The following is a 15,097-nucleotide window of genomic DNA, read 5'->3' on the forward strand; positions in this document are numbered from 1 at the left end:
GCTAAAAATATGCTATAATAATATTGGAAGGCAGCAAAATGTACGCAACCACAGGAATAATTCAGGGAAATACAGTTCTCACTAATGATTATTCTCTTGAACGCTATAACGGCAGAAAAGTTGTTATCACCGTTTTAGAAGATGAGAAGCCGTTTAACACTGTTTCTGCGGAAAAACTTTTTGCACTTTCCGATTCCCTTATAAGTCAGAATATGGAATCTTATAAAGAACTTGCAAAATGATTTTTCTTTGAATATGAGCAAGTCGTAAAGCTTCATAGTTCTCTTTGTAGATGGAAACAAAAGAATTGGAGTACATCTTACTTTGTTATTCCTAAAACTTAACGATATTAATTTACTTTATCTTCAGTAAGAATTGATTGATTTCGGTTTCAGTATTGCTTCCGGAAAAATGCCGAAAGATGATATAAAAGAATGGTTTACTGAACATAAAAAATAGAATCGCCTAACAAGAAGTTCAGAACGGACGCAAGATCAAGCCTTGCGCCGTTTCATTCACTCTTATCCGGTATAGTCGAGCGCGGTAAGTATTTCCGTACGGTCCTTGAAAACCGCGACGGTGTGCTCTTCGTGCGCGGACGCTTTTCCGTCGGCGGTCAGCACAGTCCAGCCGTTATCCGCCGTCACGACGTCCGCCGTTCCGAGATTGATCATCGGCTCGATTGCAAGCACCATACCCGCCTGAATGCGCGGATTCGGCCCCGAGGGACAATTCGGAATCGACGGATCTTCGTGCACGTCAAGACCGACACCGTGACCGCAGTATTCGTAGACGACGCCGTAGTTGTGACTCACGGCGATATCGTTGACCGCCTTTGAAATGTCGTGGATCCTGTTTCCGACGACGCAGGCAGCAATCCCCGCAGCAAGGCATTCCCTTGTCACGTCGTCGAGCGCTTTCCACTCTGGTCGGACGTTTCCGACCTGCACCGTGTGCGTCGAATCGCTGATAAAACCGTCCAAATCGATTCCCGCATCGATCGAAACCAAATCTCCGTCGTGGATTATTTTTTTCGAGGACGGAACGCCGTGTATGACTTCTTCGTTGACGCTGACGCACACGGCTCCGGGAAAGTTTTCGCGGTACCACGCGGGTTTGCCGTGATGAGAAAGCATAAAATGCTTGCACATATCGTCGATATCCTTCGTCGACATACCCGCTTTTACGCGCGGGAGGATTTCATTGAACATATCCGCAAGCAGGTGACAGGATTTTCTGATACCTGCGATTTCATCGTCATTCTTTAACCGTATCATAGACACCTCGTGTTCGAATGGCAAGTTTTGAAAGCATTAACTAATAACGCTGTGCTGTCAGCGAGAACCCGCCCGCTTAGCCGCGGTCGAGCTTTTAGGGCAGGCTTCCGTAAGCCAAACGCTCGAAACGGCACGCAGTCGGAACCTCGCTTCCACACAAGTTTTTATTTTCAAAACTCGCCATTCAGTTATCATAACAAATGGTCGGAAAATTTCAAGTTTTATTAAACTCGAAATTGATCCTTTTTTATCAATCGTTCGCTCTCTTCAAAGCAGATGTCCGCCGTGTGACGGTCGCCGAGCCTGAGATAGGCTTTCGCCATTTTTTTCAAAAAAAACGAATCGTCCGCCGCCGAAAACTTAAGATCGAGAGCCCGCTCCCACGCGTCGAGGGCAAGTTCGTCGCTCGTATTTCCTTCGATATTGTTTTTTAAAATATGGAGCGCAAAGGAAATCACTTCCGGAAAAAAGAGCCTGAAATAATCGCTCTTGTATTCCATTTTAATGATCCGCTCGAGCAGCAAAAACGCATCGTAAAACTCTCCGCGTACCGTAAGCTCTTCGGCAAGGATGTAGCCGTAATCCATAAAGTCTTCGCGCGAAAACCATCTTTCAAGATTAAAGCCCGCACGAGAAGTCATCATGCGTTTGAATTCCGAAACGGCTTCGTCTTCGCGGTGGTGCATCAGATCCCAAAATATGAGCTTTGCCCTGCTTTCATCGTCGCTGCGTTCCGAAAGCCACGCGTGATAATCGAACGAATTTTTGCGGACTCTCCGTATATGATAGCGGCTGAAAAAAGAATTGTCAAATATGGAACGCTGTCTCGCATCGGAAAGGATGTCGTAGGCCTGCACGAGACGGCGGAACAGGGCGGTCGTTTCGGCATCGCTTCTTTTTGACGTATCGGGATGATACTCTTTCGCTTTTTGTCTGAACGCGCGTTTGATTTCCGACGCCGATGCATCGTGCGCTACGCCGAGGATTTCATAGCAGTTTTCCAAGCAGCCGTACCCTTATGCGATTTTAAATAATTGCTCTATGTCTTTTTGCTTGACTACGATGACGGAACAATTCGCGGCGGCGATCGTTTGGCTTTGATCGAGAGAAACGACATCGCTTCGGTTTGAGCCCGAAGGCGTGTACGACACGTCGCGTATTTTTCCGCCGAGGAGGATAAAGTCCGCGTTGTAGTCGTCGGCCGCTTTGACGATCTCCGCCCATACGGCTCCGTTGAGCAATTCCGTTTCGGCGGTAACGCCTTTCGATTTTGCCAAATCTCCCGTATACGCAAGATATTTTTTTCCGTCAGCGATGAGATTTTCTTCGTAGAGCTTTCGCTCATCGCTCGCAAAAAATTTCGACAGCGTCAATCGCTTGATCGTCGCGGTATCGACGACGTATATAAATTTCAGATCGAGGTGATAGGTCTTTGCCATAATGATGCCGTACATCGCAGCCTGAATCGAAGCTTCGGATCCGTTGACGGCAACAAGAATACGGCGGAAAAGCGGTTTACTCATTTTATCCTACCTCCTATCGACTACCGCCTGTTGCGGTTTTTAAGCGCTTTGAGCGTAAAGATGTTTTCACGATCACGCTCTTCAAGTACGCTTTCGATATATTTTTTCGTTTCGCTCGTCTGCGGAATGATCATCTTATCGAGCGCGTTGACCCGCCGCTGAGTCTTTTTCACTTCGCCCGCGAGGCGCCACACAATCGTGCGGATCGACGCCATCTTCGTCAAAAGCGCAAGCAAGCGGAAAAAGAGATCCATCGCTTTATCGCTGTCGGATGAAGTGCCCATAAACGAATAAAACAATTCCTTTTTCGGCAGTTCCACGTCGAGCGATTTGAACGACATACCGCCGAGCGTTTCCTGTTTTTCGTGTATGACAAAATCGTAATGCACGCCGTGCGATATGCGCTCGACTTGATCGCTTCCCATGCTCGCAAGCATTTTCCGAAACGCGGGATACGCTTCCTCGATCACTTTATCGATGTCGTGCTCGAGGAGCTTGACGTTTTCGACCATGCGCATGAGTTCCATGACGAGGATCTCGCGTTTTTGCTCCAAGAGGTCGTAGCCGTTTTTGGACACGGCCAGCTGCTCTTTCATGGCGAGGAGGTTCGATTTTGTCGGCGCAATATTCAGTTTTGCCATAGGCTAGTTCCGCTCCGCATCTCCGCTTTCGTCTTCGCTTTTCGGCATATATTTTTCGATGTATTCCGGTTTGATGCGATAGAGCTCTTCGCGCGGCAACGTCGATAAAATCTTCCAGCCCAAGTCGAGCGTCTGTTCTATCGTGCGGTTCTCGTATTCGCCCTGCATCAAAAATTCGTTTTCGAATTTATCGCCGAACTTGAGGTACTCGCGGTCGAGCGGCGAAAGCTCTTCGTCGCCGATAATCGCCGCGAGGTTCCGCACCGACTTCACTTTCGAATACGAAGCGAAAAGCTGACTCGAAACGTTCGCGTGATCTTCCCGCGTCATGACCCTGCCGTCCTTTGCAACTCCGATACCGTCTTTCATGAGGCGCGAAAGGCTCGGAAGCCCCGCGACGGGCGGATACAATCCTTTTTGCGAAAGCTCTCTGTCGAGAACGATCTGCCCTTCGGTGATGTAGCCGGTCAAGTCGGGAATAGGATGCGATATGTCGTCGTTCGGCATCGTCAAAATCGGGATCTGCGTGATCGAACCGGCCGATCCCTTGATGCGCCCCGCACGTTCGTAAAGTTCCGCAAGATCGGAATAAAGGTAGCCGGGATATCCTTTGCGGCCGGGCACTTCGCCACGCGTCGTCGAGATTTCGCGGAGCGCTTCGCAGTAATTCGTCATATCAGTGAGCACGACGAGAACGTGCATACCTTTTTTGAACGCGAGGTATTCCGCCGCCGTAAGCGCACACCTCGGCGTGATGATGCGTTCGATGGACGGAGCGTCGGCGAGCGACTGAAACATGACGACTTTCGAAAGGACGCCCGATTCTTCAAAGGTGTCGGTAAAAAAGCGCGCGATATCGTATTTGATTCCCATGCCGGCAAAGACCATGACGAACTGTTCGTCGCTCGAGCGGAGCTTTGCCTGACGGATGATCTGTGCGGCGAGCTTATTGTGCGGTAAACCGTTGCCGCTGAAAATCGGAAGCTTTTGTCCGCGCACGAGCGAGTTCATGCCGTCGATCGCCGAAATACCCGTTTGGATAAAATCGCGCGGGTAGATACGCGCATAGGGATTGATCGGGTTTCCGTTTATATTGACGAGCTCCGACGATACGATGGGAGGGTATCCGTCGATCGGTTCTCCCAGTCCGTTGAAAATGCGTCCGAGCAAGCCTTCGCCGACGCGCAGTTCGAGCGGCGTATCGAGGAATTCGTAGGTTGTCGCATCGAGGTCGAGTCCCGTCGTATTGCCGAAAATCTGAACGACCGCCGCGTCTTCGGAAAGGTCCATGACGCGCCCGATACGCTTGTTTCCGTTTCTGTCCCGCACGCACACCGTTTCGAGGTAAAAAATATTTTCGGTTCGGCGGACGATGACGATCGGGCCGTCGACCGACGTAAATCCGCGGTATTCTATTCCTTTCATACGCTGCCTGTCCTTCGGTAAAGCCGTCTCAATTCGTCGAGTTGATTTTCAAGGTGCATCTTCACGTCTTGAATTTTATCGGCTTCGTCGTTCGTATACTTCGACTTGATACGCATGATCTCTTCGCGCACCGGAAGGCCCGTCAATTTGACCAAGGGCGCGCCGCTTTTTATGAGCGCAAGCGCCGACGAATAATAATCCATGATGAGTACGAGGATCGCGATCTGTTTTTTCGAAACGCAGTACGCGTCGATTTGGTCGAATTGATCCTGCTGTAAAAATCCGTTTTTAATCATTTCCGCAACCGAAAGCACGAGGCGGTCGGCGTCGGGAAGCGCGTCGGGACCGATGAGGCGCACGATTTGCTGCAGGTGCTGTTCCCGCTTTAAGAGGTCGAGCGCTCCGGTGCGCACCGACGACCACTCGGGATTGTGGCGTTCCCACCAGCCCTTTACTTCGTCCGCGTATTCGGAATACGAATCGATCCAGCCGATAGCCGGATAATGGCGCGCGTTTGCCAAATCCCGGTCGAGCGCCCAAAAGCATCGTATAAAGCGCTTCGTGTGCTGGGTGACGGGTTCCGAAAAATCGCCTCCCGGAGGAGAAACCGCGCCGATAACGGAAACCGATCCTTCCCTGCCGCACAGCGAATTGATGCGTCCCGCCCTCTCGTAAAAACTTGCAAGTCGCGTCGGGAGGTAGGCGGGAAAACCTTCTTCGGCAGGCATCTCTTCCATGCGGCCGGAAAGCTCTCGGAGCGCTTCCGCCCAGCGGCTCGTCGAATCGGCCATGATCGCGACTGCCATACCCATATCGCGGTAATATTCGGCAAGCGTGATGCCCGAATACAGCGACACTTCACGCGCGGCGACGGGCATATTCGACGTATTTGCGATGAGGATCGTGCGTTCCATGATGGAGCGTCCCGTCCGCGGGTCGACGATTTCAGGGAATTCGGTGAGAACGTCGGTCATTTCGTTTCCGCGCTCTCCGCAGCCGATATAGACGATGAGATCGGCATCGCACCATTTTGCAACGGCGTGCTGCGTCATCGTTTTGCCCGTACCGAAACCGCCGGGGATCGCCGCAGTTCCGCCCTTCGACAGCGGAAAAAACACGTCGATAACGCGGAGCCCCGTAACGAGAGGCTGAGATACCGTAAGCTTTTCGGTATAGGGACGCGGAGTGCGCACCGGCCAATACTGCGAAAGTTTTATCTCTTCGTCCAATTCCGTCGTCGCAATGACATCGTCGACGGTACAATCGCAGCTTCCTTTAAATGTTTTAAGCACGCGCCCGCGGATATAGGGCGGCACCATAATCGTATGCAAAACGGACGGCGTTTCCCGCACCGTCCCGAGCGGGAGACCCGGCGCGATCGGAGAACCCTCCACTATCGTTTTTCCGTCGGAAGTTTTTCCGGCATCGAAGTGCCAGGTCTTTTTCGTGTCGAGCGGTTCGGTACGCTGCCCCGGAAGCAAAAACGCAGTCCCGTCTTCGTACATCGATTCGAGCGGGCGCTGGATACCGTCGTAAATCGTACCGACAAGTCCCGGCCCGAGCCTGAGCGACAGCGGACGTCCGTAGCTTACGATCTTTTCACCGACGTGCATGCCGGTGTCGTCTTCGTACACTTGAACGGTCGCTTTGCCTTTATTTTGTCTGATGATTTCGCCGATGAGCTTTTTTTCGCCGACATCGACGACATCGTATAATCCGCATTCGTCGAGCCCTTCGGCAAAAACAATGGGGCCGGAAATGCGTGTAATTTTCCCTTCAACTGTCATGAATCAAACCTCCCGCCGAACAGAGCTTTGGCGAGTTCCGCGCGGTGTTCCGTTTCAAGCTCGCCGACGATCTGTGAAAGCGTCAGACGGCAGCGGATCATTTTATCTTCCGTTTCGAGGATGATACCCTCTTTAAATGTCAAGCCGTCGATCTCTTCGTCGCCGCTTTTTTCGTATGCGACGGACGAACAGGATGCAAGCGGCACACCTTCTTTTTTCAAAGCCGCTTCCGCGCTTGCCGCATCGAAGCCGAACACAAGCGCGTTCACTTTTTGAGAAGCGACAACCGCTTTATATGCGTTCCATCGGCGGACGGCGAGCGCGATACGCTTTTCTTCCCCCAGCGCTTCGAGGTAGGAATCGATCGCTTTAATAATCGCGCTTTCCATAAACGAAACGAGAAAACGCTCTTTTTCAAGCGGGACGACGGCGTCTCTATCGGCTTGATAGCTTTCCGCCTTTTTTTGATATTCGGCGGTTTTTTCTTCCGTAAATTTTTCGATGCGGTGCGCCACATCGGCGACGAGCGCTTTTCCGTCGCTGTCGGCTTTTGCCAAAATGCGTTCCGCTTTTTTCCGTGCGTCCGTTTCGATTTCTTTGTCGAGAACTTCGGTCGAGCGTAATTCTTCCATAACGATAATCCTTTAAATTTTTACGCCGATTGCTTCCCCGATCGCTTCGGTAAGCGTTTTGCGCCCGCTCAAATGGCCTTCGAGCCCGGGTATCTCTACGATAAGCGGATAGTCGGCCGTCTTTTGCCATTCGAGCTCTTCGTCTTGAATATAAGAGGCGGCGCTTTCCGTGAGAATGAGGACGCGGGGAATTTTTTCAACGGGAACGGATACGGTACCGCCCCTGCCGGTAACGCGGTTAAACGATTCCAGCACTTCCTGACGCGTTTCGGCTATTGCACCGTCGACGCCGACAAGTCGGAATGCGAGAACCATTTCGCGTTCACCGATCACAAAATAGTTCAAATCGGTGTATCCTCGATCAGTTGATGATAAGGAATCCGATCAAAAAGCCCCAGAGGCAGATACCTTCGGCAAGACCGACGAAGGGAAGCGCTTTTCCCGAAAGGTTCGCGTTTTCGCTCATCGCGCCCATAGCAGCCGCTCCGATTTTGCCGACGGCCATACCGCCGCCGATGCACGCGATACCGACCGCAAGAGCCGCAGCGATGTAGCGGATGCCGCCGCTCACGGAAGCTTTCGATTCCACGGCAGGTGCGCTCTGCGTTTCATTTGAAGACTGCGCGAAAAGCGCTCCGACCGAAAAAATTGCCGAAAGAACGGCAACCGCGATAAGTTTTTTATACATAGAAACTCCCGTTTTCGGACATCATCAGCATCCGAAAAAGTTTTGATCATGCGCATGCTTCGAAGCGCGAAGCCTTACTCCGACGTTTCCGGCAAGCGCACGCTATATATTCGAGTCTGCAACGCAAACTCACCGGGCAGCCTATTGCACGGCGCCCTGTTTATACGTAAAGCAAAACGGCGAAAACTCGACACCCGTTTCATTGAAAAACTTCGAAAAGAATTCGTAGTATTGCAGACGCACGACTTGGATCGCGACGATCATGCCTTCAAGCACGATGACGAGCGCGTTTCCGAGTACCGTTACGATGATACCGCCCGGAGAGCCGATCATGTCGGCGAGCATCGAAATGACGAACGCGAGCACCGCGTGCGCGAGCGCAAACGCACCGACGCGCAAAAAGCTCACCGAATTCGAAAGGTAGGTCGAAATCACTTCGATGAGTTCGACGACGCCCGAAATGACGAGCGCACCGATGCCGTTTTCGGCGATGGGACGCTCTCCGTCAACGAGGCGCTCGAAAGGTTCTCCGAATGCGGCAAAAAACATGAGCACGCCGATCACGATAAAGTCGAAGCGCGACGCCGTTTGATGGAAAAACAAAACGCGTACGACGAGCGCGACGATGTACCAAAAAAAGCACGCGCCGGCAAGTCCCGTCTTTCCGAAAAGCGCGCGGCCGGGTTTTCGCACGATGAATTTATTCGTGATATTGATTATTAAGCCGATCGTATTGATGAGAAAGCCGACGGCGATCGCAACGCCGAACATCGCGAACATCGCCGACGTGTCGGTTCCCGACGGCATGAGTTTTATGATGGGCGCGTGCGGTTTTCCGAAAAATCCCGTTACCCAATACGCAAAGGGTTCGAGCAGCGTTTCGTTCGTAAAAAACTCGCCCGTCAAAAGCCCCATGATCATGCTGCTCACTCCGACTGCGATAAAGACGGGAGCGGATCTGTTGTACGAACCGATGCGCAGGATCCGTCTTTCGAGCAAAAGACCGAGCAAAAATATAACAAGACCCTGTCCGAAATCTCCGAACATGATGCCGAACAAAATCGTAAAAAAGAGCGCAACGAAAGGCGTCGGATCGATCGTACCGTAGACGGGAGCGCCGTAACTGAAGAGCATACGCTCGAAGCCTTTGACGAATTTCCGATGATGCACTTCGACCGGCACCTGCTCTTTTCCGTTTATGACTGACGGCACTTCGGACGGCAGATATTCGCGGATCGCGATCCGCCCCTCCGTCAGTTCGTCGAGTTCTTTCATCATCGCTTTGCTGTCGCGGGATGAAACCCAGCCGGTCAAACGGTAGACGAGTTCGGTCGACTGCAGCTTCGACTCGACGTCCTGAATCTGCATACCGATCGAAAACGCGCCCAGGAGCGCAAGCAGTTTTTCACGGTGCGTTTCGGCAAAATTGCCGCGCTCTTTTTCCAGTGCGGCGACCTTTTGCGCGGCGGCACTTTTTTCGTTTTTGAGACCGGCAAGCACATCGTCGGGGATCCCTTTAAAATCCTGAGGGATTTCCATATTGACGAAATTGAATTTTTTTAATTCCGTGTCGAGGGCAAAGCGACCCTTTTTCGAAGACGCCGCGAGAATGCGCGAATTGTCGTTGCCGAGCGGAATGACGACAGCCCGCTCCCCGACCGCATCTTTGAGCGCTTCAAACAATGTCGGATCGATTTTACCGATTCTCAGCGAAAGGAACGAAAGGTGTTCGAGTTCCGAATACGACGCTTTCAAATTCGAAAATGCGAGCGCTTCTTTATACGCGTCGTCGACACGCTTGGCTTCTTCGATGCTTGCGGTAACGCGATGCTTCAAATCGTCGACCGCGGCAAGCAGTTTTGCCGCCTCGTCCCTGTCCGCATCGGAAGGTGCGCTGCACGATCGCCCGTCGTCCGTTCTGTCTGGAACGGCGAGAAAGATGCGCGCGCGCTGGAGATTGTCGAAAAATTCTTTGTCCGCGTTTTTAAAAGCGTCGGATGGAGAAGCGTCTCCATCGCGCAGTTTTGTCTGAAACTGAAAGTTACCCTTTTTGCCGAGATATTCGATCACTTTTGAAATATCCTGCCGGAGCGTCATAAGCTCTATGAGCCTCATTTCAGTCGTTCGTGCCATATTTTACCTTCTCGATTTGCTGCAACATTATGATCGGGCTTTCGCCGCCACCCCCGCAATTTTCATCGCTTCTTCCGCGCTCACGTTGAGGCGGATGCTTTCCGCCGCCGTCCGTATGATATCGCATTCGTGCTGCTTTATCTTAAACCACGAAATAAGCACAACATCGGTCAGCGGATATCGGTGAAAGAGACGTTCGGCGCGGCGATTTATGTCGGCTTTGCACGCATCTTCCATCCAGCGCGGATCGAGTTTCCACACAGCTCCCTCTTCGTGAGGATTGAGCAGCGGCGCATACTGCCAGTCCTTCCAATCGGCGTACGTATCCGTCGCTTTGTCGAGGATCGCGATCGCAGGAGCAGCAAGAGGATCGGACGATTCGCGGCCGTCGTCCGCATACGCGAGGTGCGTCAATATCTCGTCCTTTTTCATATCGTAGTACACTTTCAAGCGGAGCGCCCACACGATATTTTGCATAACATAGTAATGCGTAAAAAAATCGACGACGGGCTTTTTAATTTCTCCGCGCACTTCATTTACGCACTGCCACATGAGCTTGACGTATTGACTGTCGAGCTTTGCGTTGACGATGTGCTGCTCGTGAATATCGGGCACCGAATCGTACCACGCAAACGGAGTCCCCTTCGTGATCGAAGCGATATTCGGCCACGCTTTATAATCGAGCATACCGTATGCGCCGAGTGCACAAAGGTGCGGCATCTTTTCTTCTTTTAAGCACAGAGCCGCGCTTATCGTCTTTAAATTTTCAACGACGTAAAAGTACAAAAGGTCGGTCAGAATGGCATGCGGCTTATCGTACATTTCGACGAGCGAAATATACTGCGCCAAAAAACGGTCTTCCGCTTCTTCCTCCAATTTTTCGCCGAGCATAGTCTGCGGGATGAGCGGTACTTCCGTGCCGAACACGAGTGTCCACAATTCGGGAAGCGTCTTTACGGCAAACAGAGCCGAAGCTCTCTCGCCGACAAAGGCTTTTCGGAGCATTCCCGCAGCCTTAGCGTTTACATAAGAAGCAGCACCGGAGTATTCCATACGCGCGCCGTCCGTCAGTTTGCCGCAAGCAGCGTATCGAGCAGCTTGTAAAAAGCTCCGGTATCCTGTGTCGTATTTTGAATTTCGGATCGATATGCGGCGATCGTCTCCGCATGTTTTTCGTCAATCGCTTTTGTTCGCGCAGCATAATCGCTTTCGAATTTTGCCAAGATTTCATCGTGTCGTTTTTTATAATCGCTTTCCGCTTCGGCGCGGTACGCGGCGAGGCGCTTATCGGCTTCGGCCTGCGCATCGGACGTCAAACCCGATGCACGCTTTTCCACTTCAAGCAGATGATTGATAACGTTGACTTCGCTTTCGGACATAGACTACCCCTGTAACGACATTTCAAAATTACATACGGCGTCGAATATTTCCTGCGGCGTCTTTTTTTCCATAATTGTTTTTAAAAAATCGGGTGCCTGCAAAAGGTTCGCGACATCCTTCATCGTCTGGAGATGCGATTCCGTATCGCCCTCGGCGAAGAGCATCATGATGATAAAGTTTACGGGACTGCCGTCGAGTGAATCGTATTCGACTCCGGTGCGGCTCAAACCCAACGCCAAAGCCGTGCCGCGCACCGAAGCGCACTGCGCGTGAGGAACGGCGATACCGGGGATGATTCCGGTAGTCTGTTGCGCTTCCCTCTGCATGAGCGCATCCAGCGCACCCTGCCGATCGACTGACGGCTGGGATGCAACGACCATTTCGAGCATCTCTTCAAACACTTCGTCTTTTTCCGTGCTTTCCAAATCGGCTTTGATATTCGCGGGAGTGAGTAAATGACTTAACATCGCTTATCTCCTCTCAAATCACTGCTGCGGCTCAACCGCTGCGCTTCCGGCATTGTCCGCCGCACCTTGAGCATCGGATGTCTTCCACCAATCGTTCGACTGCGTATCGGCAGGAGACGTACCCTGCTGCACGGTTCCGGAAGGAACGAGATTTTGTTCGAGGCGCGGACGCTTGTTCAGCAGCGCGAGCGCCAACGCAAACACGAAGAAAAGCACGACAAGCACGAAAGTCGTCCTCGTCAGAATATTTGCAGAATGAGAACCGAATGCCGTCGTTCCGCGTCCGCCCAAAAGGCCGCCCATGCCGCTCGAACCGTCATCCTGCACGAGAATGATAAGGATAAGCAACGCGCACGCAATGATAAATGCGACGAGCAGAATTACACGAATAGCACCCATTTTATATACTCCCGTAAACAAATCCCCGCAGAAAGCGGAGAGAACAATATCGATAGTTCCGATATATTAACCTAATTGTGCACTTTGGTCAATCGGCGTTTCGAGCTGTTTGATCAGCTCTCCCATAATAATCTCACACTCTATTCAATTCCTGCATCATTGCAGGGCGCCGCCGATAGGCGATGCGGAATTCTGCCATAAGCGTTTGAACCAGGTCTTTGCCGCCCGGATAGCGCTTCATTCTTTTTAATAAATCGGCTATCTCCTGATAGACACCCCGATCCGAAGTATATGCGGCCTTTTCCCGTACGACCTCTTCATATCGCTTCAGAATTTTTTCAGGCGCCAAATCTTTTATAAGATCTTCGTATTCGAGAATATAATAAATCCCCTGCGCTTCCAACGCCAATTTCAAAAGCCGATCATATAATCCGTCGTATGCATATAAGTGATCAATGCGATGAATATCTTTTTGTTTGAAAATGATTTCCCGTTTTTCTTCCCATTCATCGACAGTGTAATATGTTTTTAATTCTTTATAGGTATCGATATCTCCGGGATCATATTCCAATACAATACGCCATAACTCATCTTTATACTTTTCACGCTGCCCCGTTTTCGCATATATTTCTTTTAATTTTTCGCTATACGCCAGTATCAGACCGCGGTAGCCTGTATCGACAAGTTTTCCTTCCTCCAGCAGCTGAATCGCTTCTTCATATCGCTTCATTCGTATACATTCGTCTACATAATATTTTCGGATGTCGCTCAAATCGATATATTTTTTACAATACTCATCAATATCTTTTTGCAAAAAGTTGAGCTGTCTCATAACTTCCAGATGATACTTTGCCCACGTTTTTGCAGCGTATTCATTGATGCAATTTTCTTCGGGATGCAAATTGTCAATGATTTCCGTGATCGTTTTTTGCAAAAATTCCGACAGCTCGTTATAAAATCCGCGAGAGTCATAATATGAAATATATCCGTATTTATCGGCATGGCATATACAAATTCTGTCGATTGCCTGTTTATATATTTTCAGATCGTCGCTTGAAATGCCACAGCGCATTTTTAATTTAAATTGCTGCAAAAGCATCGGATCGTCTGTCAGCACATCGATCAAAAAAGCCCTGATGCCCGCACTATCGGTATTGTCAACAAGTTCTTGAATCGAAAAAGCCGCACTGGATTCATTACTGCTCGCCGTCTTATTTTCATCATTTTTAAAAGCGGCATTTCCCGTCTTGTTCATAATACTCCTGTCCGCGATCCGATATTTCATCATCGAATAATTTTTTCCAATCCATAATTACGGTATAGTATACAACAAAAGGGATCGTCAATATGTCGTTTCTTTAATACGATCAAGCTCGCAAAAACTTTATAAATCCGACAACTAACGAAATACCATAACAAATTATCGCAATGTAAATGGCGATAAAAACCTTCTTTTCCTTGATTCTTTTATAAGCCTTTTCATCCTTTACTATTACAAACAATATAAAAATCAATGCCGCCGGTATGATATTCATTTCAATATAGTTCATCAGCACTTTCATATTATTTCCCTAATCAATATTTTACCGGAAAGTTCCTTAAATTATTAATATTACGTACTATACAATCCGTCCTTTTAAAATGCATCCAGCGGCACAAAACGCTTATACGGTTTTCCGTCGCTTATCTTTGCTTCTCGAATAAATATTTTATCTTGAGTGCCGATTGAATCCATAAAAAATTTATACCTCGTATAGGTCTCACCTCCGTATCGATAATCGTAGAATTCCATATATCTGCTGTATGTTCCGCGCTTATTGGTATAAAACACAAATCCTGCAGTTCCCGCTTCCGGTTTCGGCGTCCTATTATTCGGATACATTTTGTAGATATCAGAAATTTTATAATTATTCGGATCCCATATTATTCCGTTCTGAGCTTTCGGATCAAACCCGTTTTCAAGCGCAGCTTTTCCCGCATAAAAGCCGCACGTCGTATTTGCATCATAAAAAATAAGATTATAGAGCCGAGAAGCGAATATTCCATTGATAATCCATAAAATACAACCAACTGAAAAAATCAAGTCATTGTGATACATTTCACCGAGACACATGACCGACAATGTCGGCAGAGTTACAATAAAATATCCCCATTTTTCCCGTATCCTCATATTCACTTTTTTATTATAATGGCGGGCGATCCTTTTTTTTTCATTTCCCTTGACAGCCGAGATTATACATTATATACACTTAATATACGAAGGTACAGTATGCAGAGGATAGTTCAAAAATGGGCAACAGTCTCGGTTTTAGAATTCCTTCTCGTTGGGCAAAAGATAACAATGTAAAGAACGGCAGCAAAATTAAAGTAATTGCTGAAATAAGGAAAAACAGTCATTCTTTCTCAGAAAAAATCGCTTGATAGATGGATTACCTACATTTTATTATCATCATAGTAATTACTTTTTTCTTTTCTTTATATTTTTACAAAACAAACAAGAAAAATTCTAATGTGTATATACCACAGAATAAAAATGATGATACCGTGAAAGATCAGACTCAAAGAACACCTTTTGACGAGAATAAAGCTGAGAATGCAGAAAATAAAGAAATTGATGATTATAAAATTGAAATAATATATTATTGGATAACACAAAAAGTCTTTCCTAATAAAAATATAGATTACAATATTCTAAAAGAAAAAATTATCAAAATAATTGGCTTACTTCCGGAAATTTTAGAAGAT

General features: G+C 49.0%; 19 protein-coding genes and 1 pseudogene. 3 read left to right on the forward strand and 17 right to left on the reverse strand.

Going from position 1 to position 15,097, the window contains the following annotated elements:
* Positions 1–23: 23 nt before the first annotated feature.
* A complete protein-coding gene (locus JSQ97_RS11655) occupies positions 24–242 on the forward strand; it encodes a hypothetical protein (RefSeq protein WP_239447122.1) in 219 nt (72 codons plus the stop codon).
* A 279-nt stretch (positions 243–521) separates the two neighbouring features.
* On the opposite strand, the gene map is transcribed toward JSQ97_RS11655, so the two are convergent.
* The 17 genes from map to JSQ97_RS11740 form a co-directional block, all read right to left on the reverse strand.
* Entirely contained in the window at positions 522–1,277 is a 756-nt protein-coding gene (gene map, locus JSQ97_RS11660) for a type I methionyl aminopeptidase (protein ID WP_205076209.1), read from the reverse strand.
* Between the two features lie 224 nt (positions 1,278–1,501).
* A complete protein-coding gene (locus JSQ97_RS11665) occupies positions 1,502–2,281 on the reverse strand; it encodes a J domain-containing protein (protein ID WP_205076210.1) in 780 nt (259 codons plus the stop codon).
* A 12-nt stretch (positions 2,282–2,293) separates the two neighbouring features.
* Entirely contained in the window at positions 2,294–2,800 is a 507-nt protein-coding gene (locus JSQ97_RS11670; RefSeq protein WP_187384022.1) for a universal stress protein, read from the reverse strand.
* A 20-nt stretch (positions 2,801–2,820) separates the two neighbouring features.
* Entirely contained in the window at positions 2,821–3,441 is a 621-nt protein-coding gene (locus JSQ97_RS11675; RefSeq protein ID WP_187384023.1) for a V-type ATP synthase subunit D, read from the reverse strand.
* A gap of 3 nt (positions 3,442–3,444) precedes the next feature.
* Positions 3,445–4,866, reverse strand: coding sequence for a V-type ATP synthase subunit B (locus tag JSQ97_RS11680; protein WP_016519705.1), 1,422 nt, complete (start codon positions 4,864–4,866; stop codon positions 3,445–3,447).
* Positions 4,863–6,653 (reverse strand): V-type ATP synthase subunit A, encoded by a 1,791-nt coding sequence (locus tag JSQ97_RS11685; protein WP_205076211.1) that lies wholly within the window; start codon positions 6,651–6,653, stop codon positions 4,863–4,865. The genes JSQ97_RS11680 and JSQ97_RS11685 overlap by 4 nt, the downstream gene beginning before the upstream one ends.
* Positions 6,650–7,285, reverse strand: coding sequence for a hypothetical protein (locus JSQ97_RS11690; protein WP_205076212.1), 636 nt, complete (start codon positions 7,283–7,285; stop codon positions 6,650–6,652). Before JSQ97_RS11690 ends, JSQ97_RS11685 begins: the two co-directional genes overlap by 4 nt.
* Positions 7,286–7,297: 12 nt before the next feature.
* Complete coding sequence (locus JSQ97_RS11695; RefSeq protein ID WP_021495545.1) at positions 7,298–7,630, reverse strand: V-type ATP synthase subunit F; 333 nt, start codon at positions 7,628–7,630, stop codon at positions 7,298–7,300.
* Positions 7,631–7,646: 16 nt separating this feature from the next.
* Entirely contained in the window at positions 7,647–7,973 is a 327-nt protein-coding gene (locus tag JSQ97_RS11700; protein ID WP_016519701.1) for an ATP synthase subunit C, read from the reverse strand.
* Positions 7,974–8,114: 141 nt separating this feature from the next.
* Positions 8,115–10,106, reverse strand: coding sequence for a V-type ATP synthase subunit I (locus tag JSQ97_RS11705; protein ID WP_205076213.1), 1,992 nt, complete (start codon positions 10,104–10,106; stop codon positions 8,115–8,117).
* A gap of 27 nt (positions 10,107–10,133) precedes the next feature.
* On the reverse strand, positions 10,134–11,159 hold the full coding sequence (locus JSQ97_RS11710; protein ID WP_205076214.1) for a V0D/AC39 family V-type ATPase subunit: 1,026 nt from the start codon (positions 11,157–11,159) through the stop codon (positions 10,134–10,136).
* A 14-nt stretch (positions 11,160–11,173) separates the two neighbouring features.
* Complete coding sequence (locus JSQ97_RS11715) at positions 11,174–11,485, reverse strand: hypothetical protein (protein WP_205076215.1); 312 nt, start codon at positions 11,483–11,485, stop codon at positions 11,174–11,176.
* A gap of 3 nt (positions 11,486–11,488) precedes the next feature.
* Complete coding sequence (locus tag JSQ97_RS11720) at positions 11,489–11,953, reverse strand: PTS sugar transporter subunit IIA (protein ID WP_205076216.1); 465 nt, start codon at positions 11,951–11,953, stop codon at positions 11,489–11,491.
* Between the two features lie 18 nt (positions 11,954–11,971).
* Positions 11,972–12,352 carry a preprotein translocase subunit SecG gene (gene secG, locus JSQ97_RS11725; RefSeq protein WP_205076217.1) on the reverse strand — a complete coding sequence of 127 codons (381 nt, stop codon included), beginning with the start codon at positions 12,350–12,352 and terminating at the stop codon, positions 11,972–11,974.
* Between the two features lie 133 nt (positions 12,353–12,485).
* Positions 12,486–13,607: a hypothetical protein gene (locus JSQ97_RS11730; protein ID WP_205076218.1), complete on the reverse strand. Its 1,122-nt coding sequence runs from the start codon at positions 13,605–13,607 to the stop codon at positions 12,486–12,488.
* A 112-nt stretch (positions 13,608–13,719) separates the two neighbouring features.
* Complete coding sequence (locus JSQ97_RS11735) at positions 13,720–13,914, reverse strand: hypothetical protein (protein ID WP_205076219.1); 195 nt, start codon at positions 13,912–13,914, stop codon at positions 13,720–13,722.
* A 74-nt stretch (positions 13,915–13,988) separates the two neighbouring features.
* Positions 13,989–14,522 (reverse strand): hypothetical protein, encoded by a 534-nt coding sequence (locus JSQ97_RS11740; protein WP_205076222.1) that lies wholly within the window; start codon positions 14,520–14,522, stop codon positions 13,989–13,991.
* 99 nt (positions 14,523–14,621) lie between these two features.
* Between JSQ97_RS11740 and JSQ97_RS11745 the strand changes: the two are divergent.
* Positions 14,622–14,774, forward strand: a pseudogene (locus JSQ97_RS11745) (AbrB/MazE/SpoVT family DNA-binding domain-containing protein); the annotation flags it as partial.
* Positions 14,775–14,896: 122 nt separating this feature from the next.
* Positions 14,897–15,097: hypothetical protein (locus JSQ97_RS11750; RefSeq protein ID WP_205076220.1), on the forward strand; the 201-nt coding region annotated here is incomplete at its 3' end.

This window comes from Treponema sp. Marseille-Q4523 (assembly GCF_016901105.1).
Lineage (GTDB): Bacteria > Spirochaetota > Spirochaetia > Treponematales > Treponemataceae > Treponema_D.

What these genes read in the sequence shown, in the direction of transcription:
- map (WP_205076209.1), bottom strand. Translation starts at nt 1,277, where the DNA reads ATGATACGGTTAAAGAATGACGATGAAATCGCAGGTATCAGAAAATCC.
- JSQ97_RS11670 (WP_187384022.1), bottom strand. Translation starts at nt 2,800, where the DNA reads ATGAGTAAACCGCTTTTCCGCCGTATTCTTGTTGCCGTCAACGGATCC.
- JSQ97_RS11675 (WP_187384023.1), bottom strand. Translation starts at nt 3,441, where the DNA reads ATGGCAAAACTGAATATTGCGCCGACAAAATCGAACCTCCTCGCCATG.
- JSQ97_RS11680 (WP_016519705.1), bottom strand. Translation starts at nt 4,866, where the DNA reads ATGAAAGGAATAGAATACCGCGGATTTACGTCGGTCGACGGCCCGATC.
- JSQ97_RS11685 (WP_205076211.1), bottom strand. Translation starts at nt 6,653, where the DNA reads ATGACAGTTGAAGGGAAAATTACACGCATTTCCGGCCCCATTGTTTTT.
- JSQ97_RS11690 (WP_205076212.1), bottom strand. Translation starts at nt 7,285, where the DNA reads ATGGAAGAATTACGCTCGACCGAAGTTCTCGACAAAGAAATCGAAACG.
- JSQ97_RS11700 (WP_016519701.1), bottom strand. Translation starts at nt 7,973, where the DNA reads ATGTATAAAAAACTTATCGCGGTTGCCGTTCTTTCGGCAATTTTTTCG.
- JSQ97_RS11705 (WP_205076213.1), bottom strand. Translation starts at nt 10,106, where the DNA reads ATGGCACGAACGACTGAAATGAGGCTCATAGAGCTTATGACGCTCCGG.
- JSQ97_RS11710 (WP_205076214.1), bottom strand. Translation starts at nt 11,159, where the DNA reads ATGGAATACTCCGGTGCTGCTTCTTATGTAAACGCTAAGGCTGCGGGA.
- JSQ97_RS11715 (WP_205076215.1), bottom strand. Translation starts at nt 11,485, where the DNA reads ATGTCCGAAAGCGAAGTCAACGTTATCAATCATCTGCTTGAAGTGGAA.
- JSQ97_RS11720 (WP_205076216.1), bottom strand. Translation starts at nt 11,953, where the DNA reads ATGTTAAGTCATTTACTCACTCCCGCGAATATCAAAGCCGATTTGGAA.
- secG (WP_205076217.1), bottom strand. Translation starts at nt 12,352, where the DNA reads ATGGGTGCTATTCGTGTAATTCTGCTCGTCGCATTTATCATTGCGTGC.
- JSQ97_RS11730 (WP_205076218.1), bottom strand. Translation starts at nt 13,607, where the DNA reads ATGAACAAGACGGGAAATGCCGCTTTTAAAAATGATGAAAATAAGACG.
- JSQ97_RS11735 (WP_205076219.1), bottom strand. Translation starts at nt 13,914, where the DNA reads ATGAAAGTGCTGATGAACTATATTGAAATGAATATCATACCGGCGGCA.
- JSQ97_RS11740 (WP_205076222.1), bottom strand. Translation starts at nt 14,522, where the DNA reads ATGAGGATACGGGAAAAATGGGGATATTTTATTGTAACTCTGCCGACA.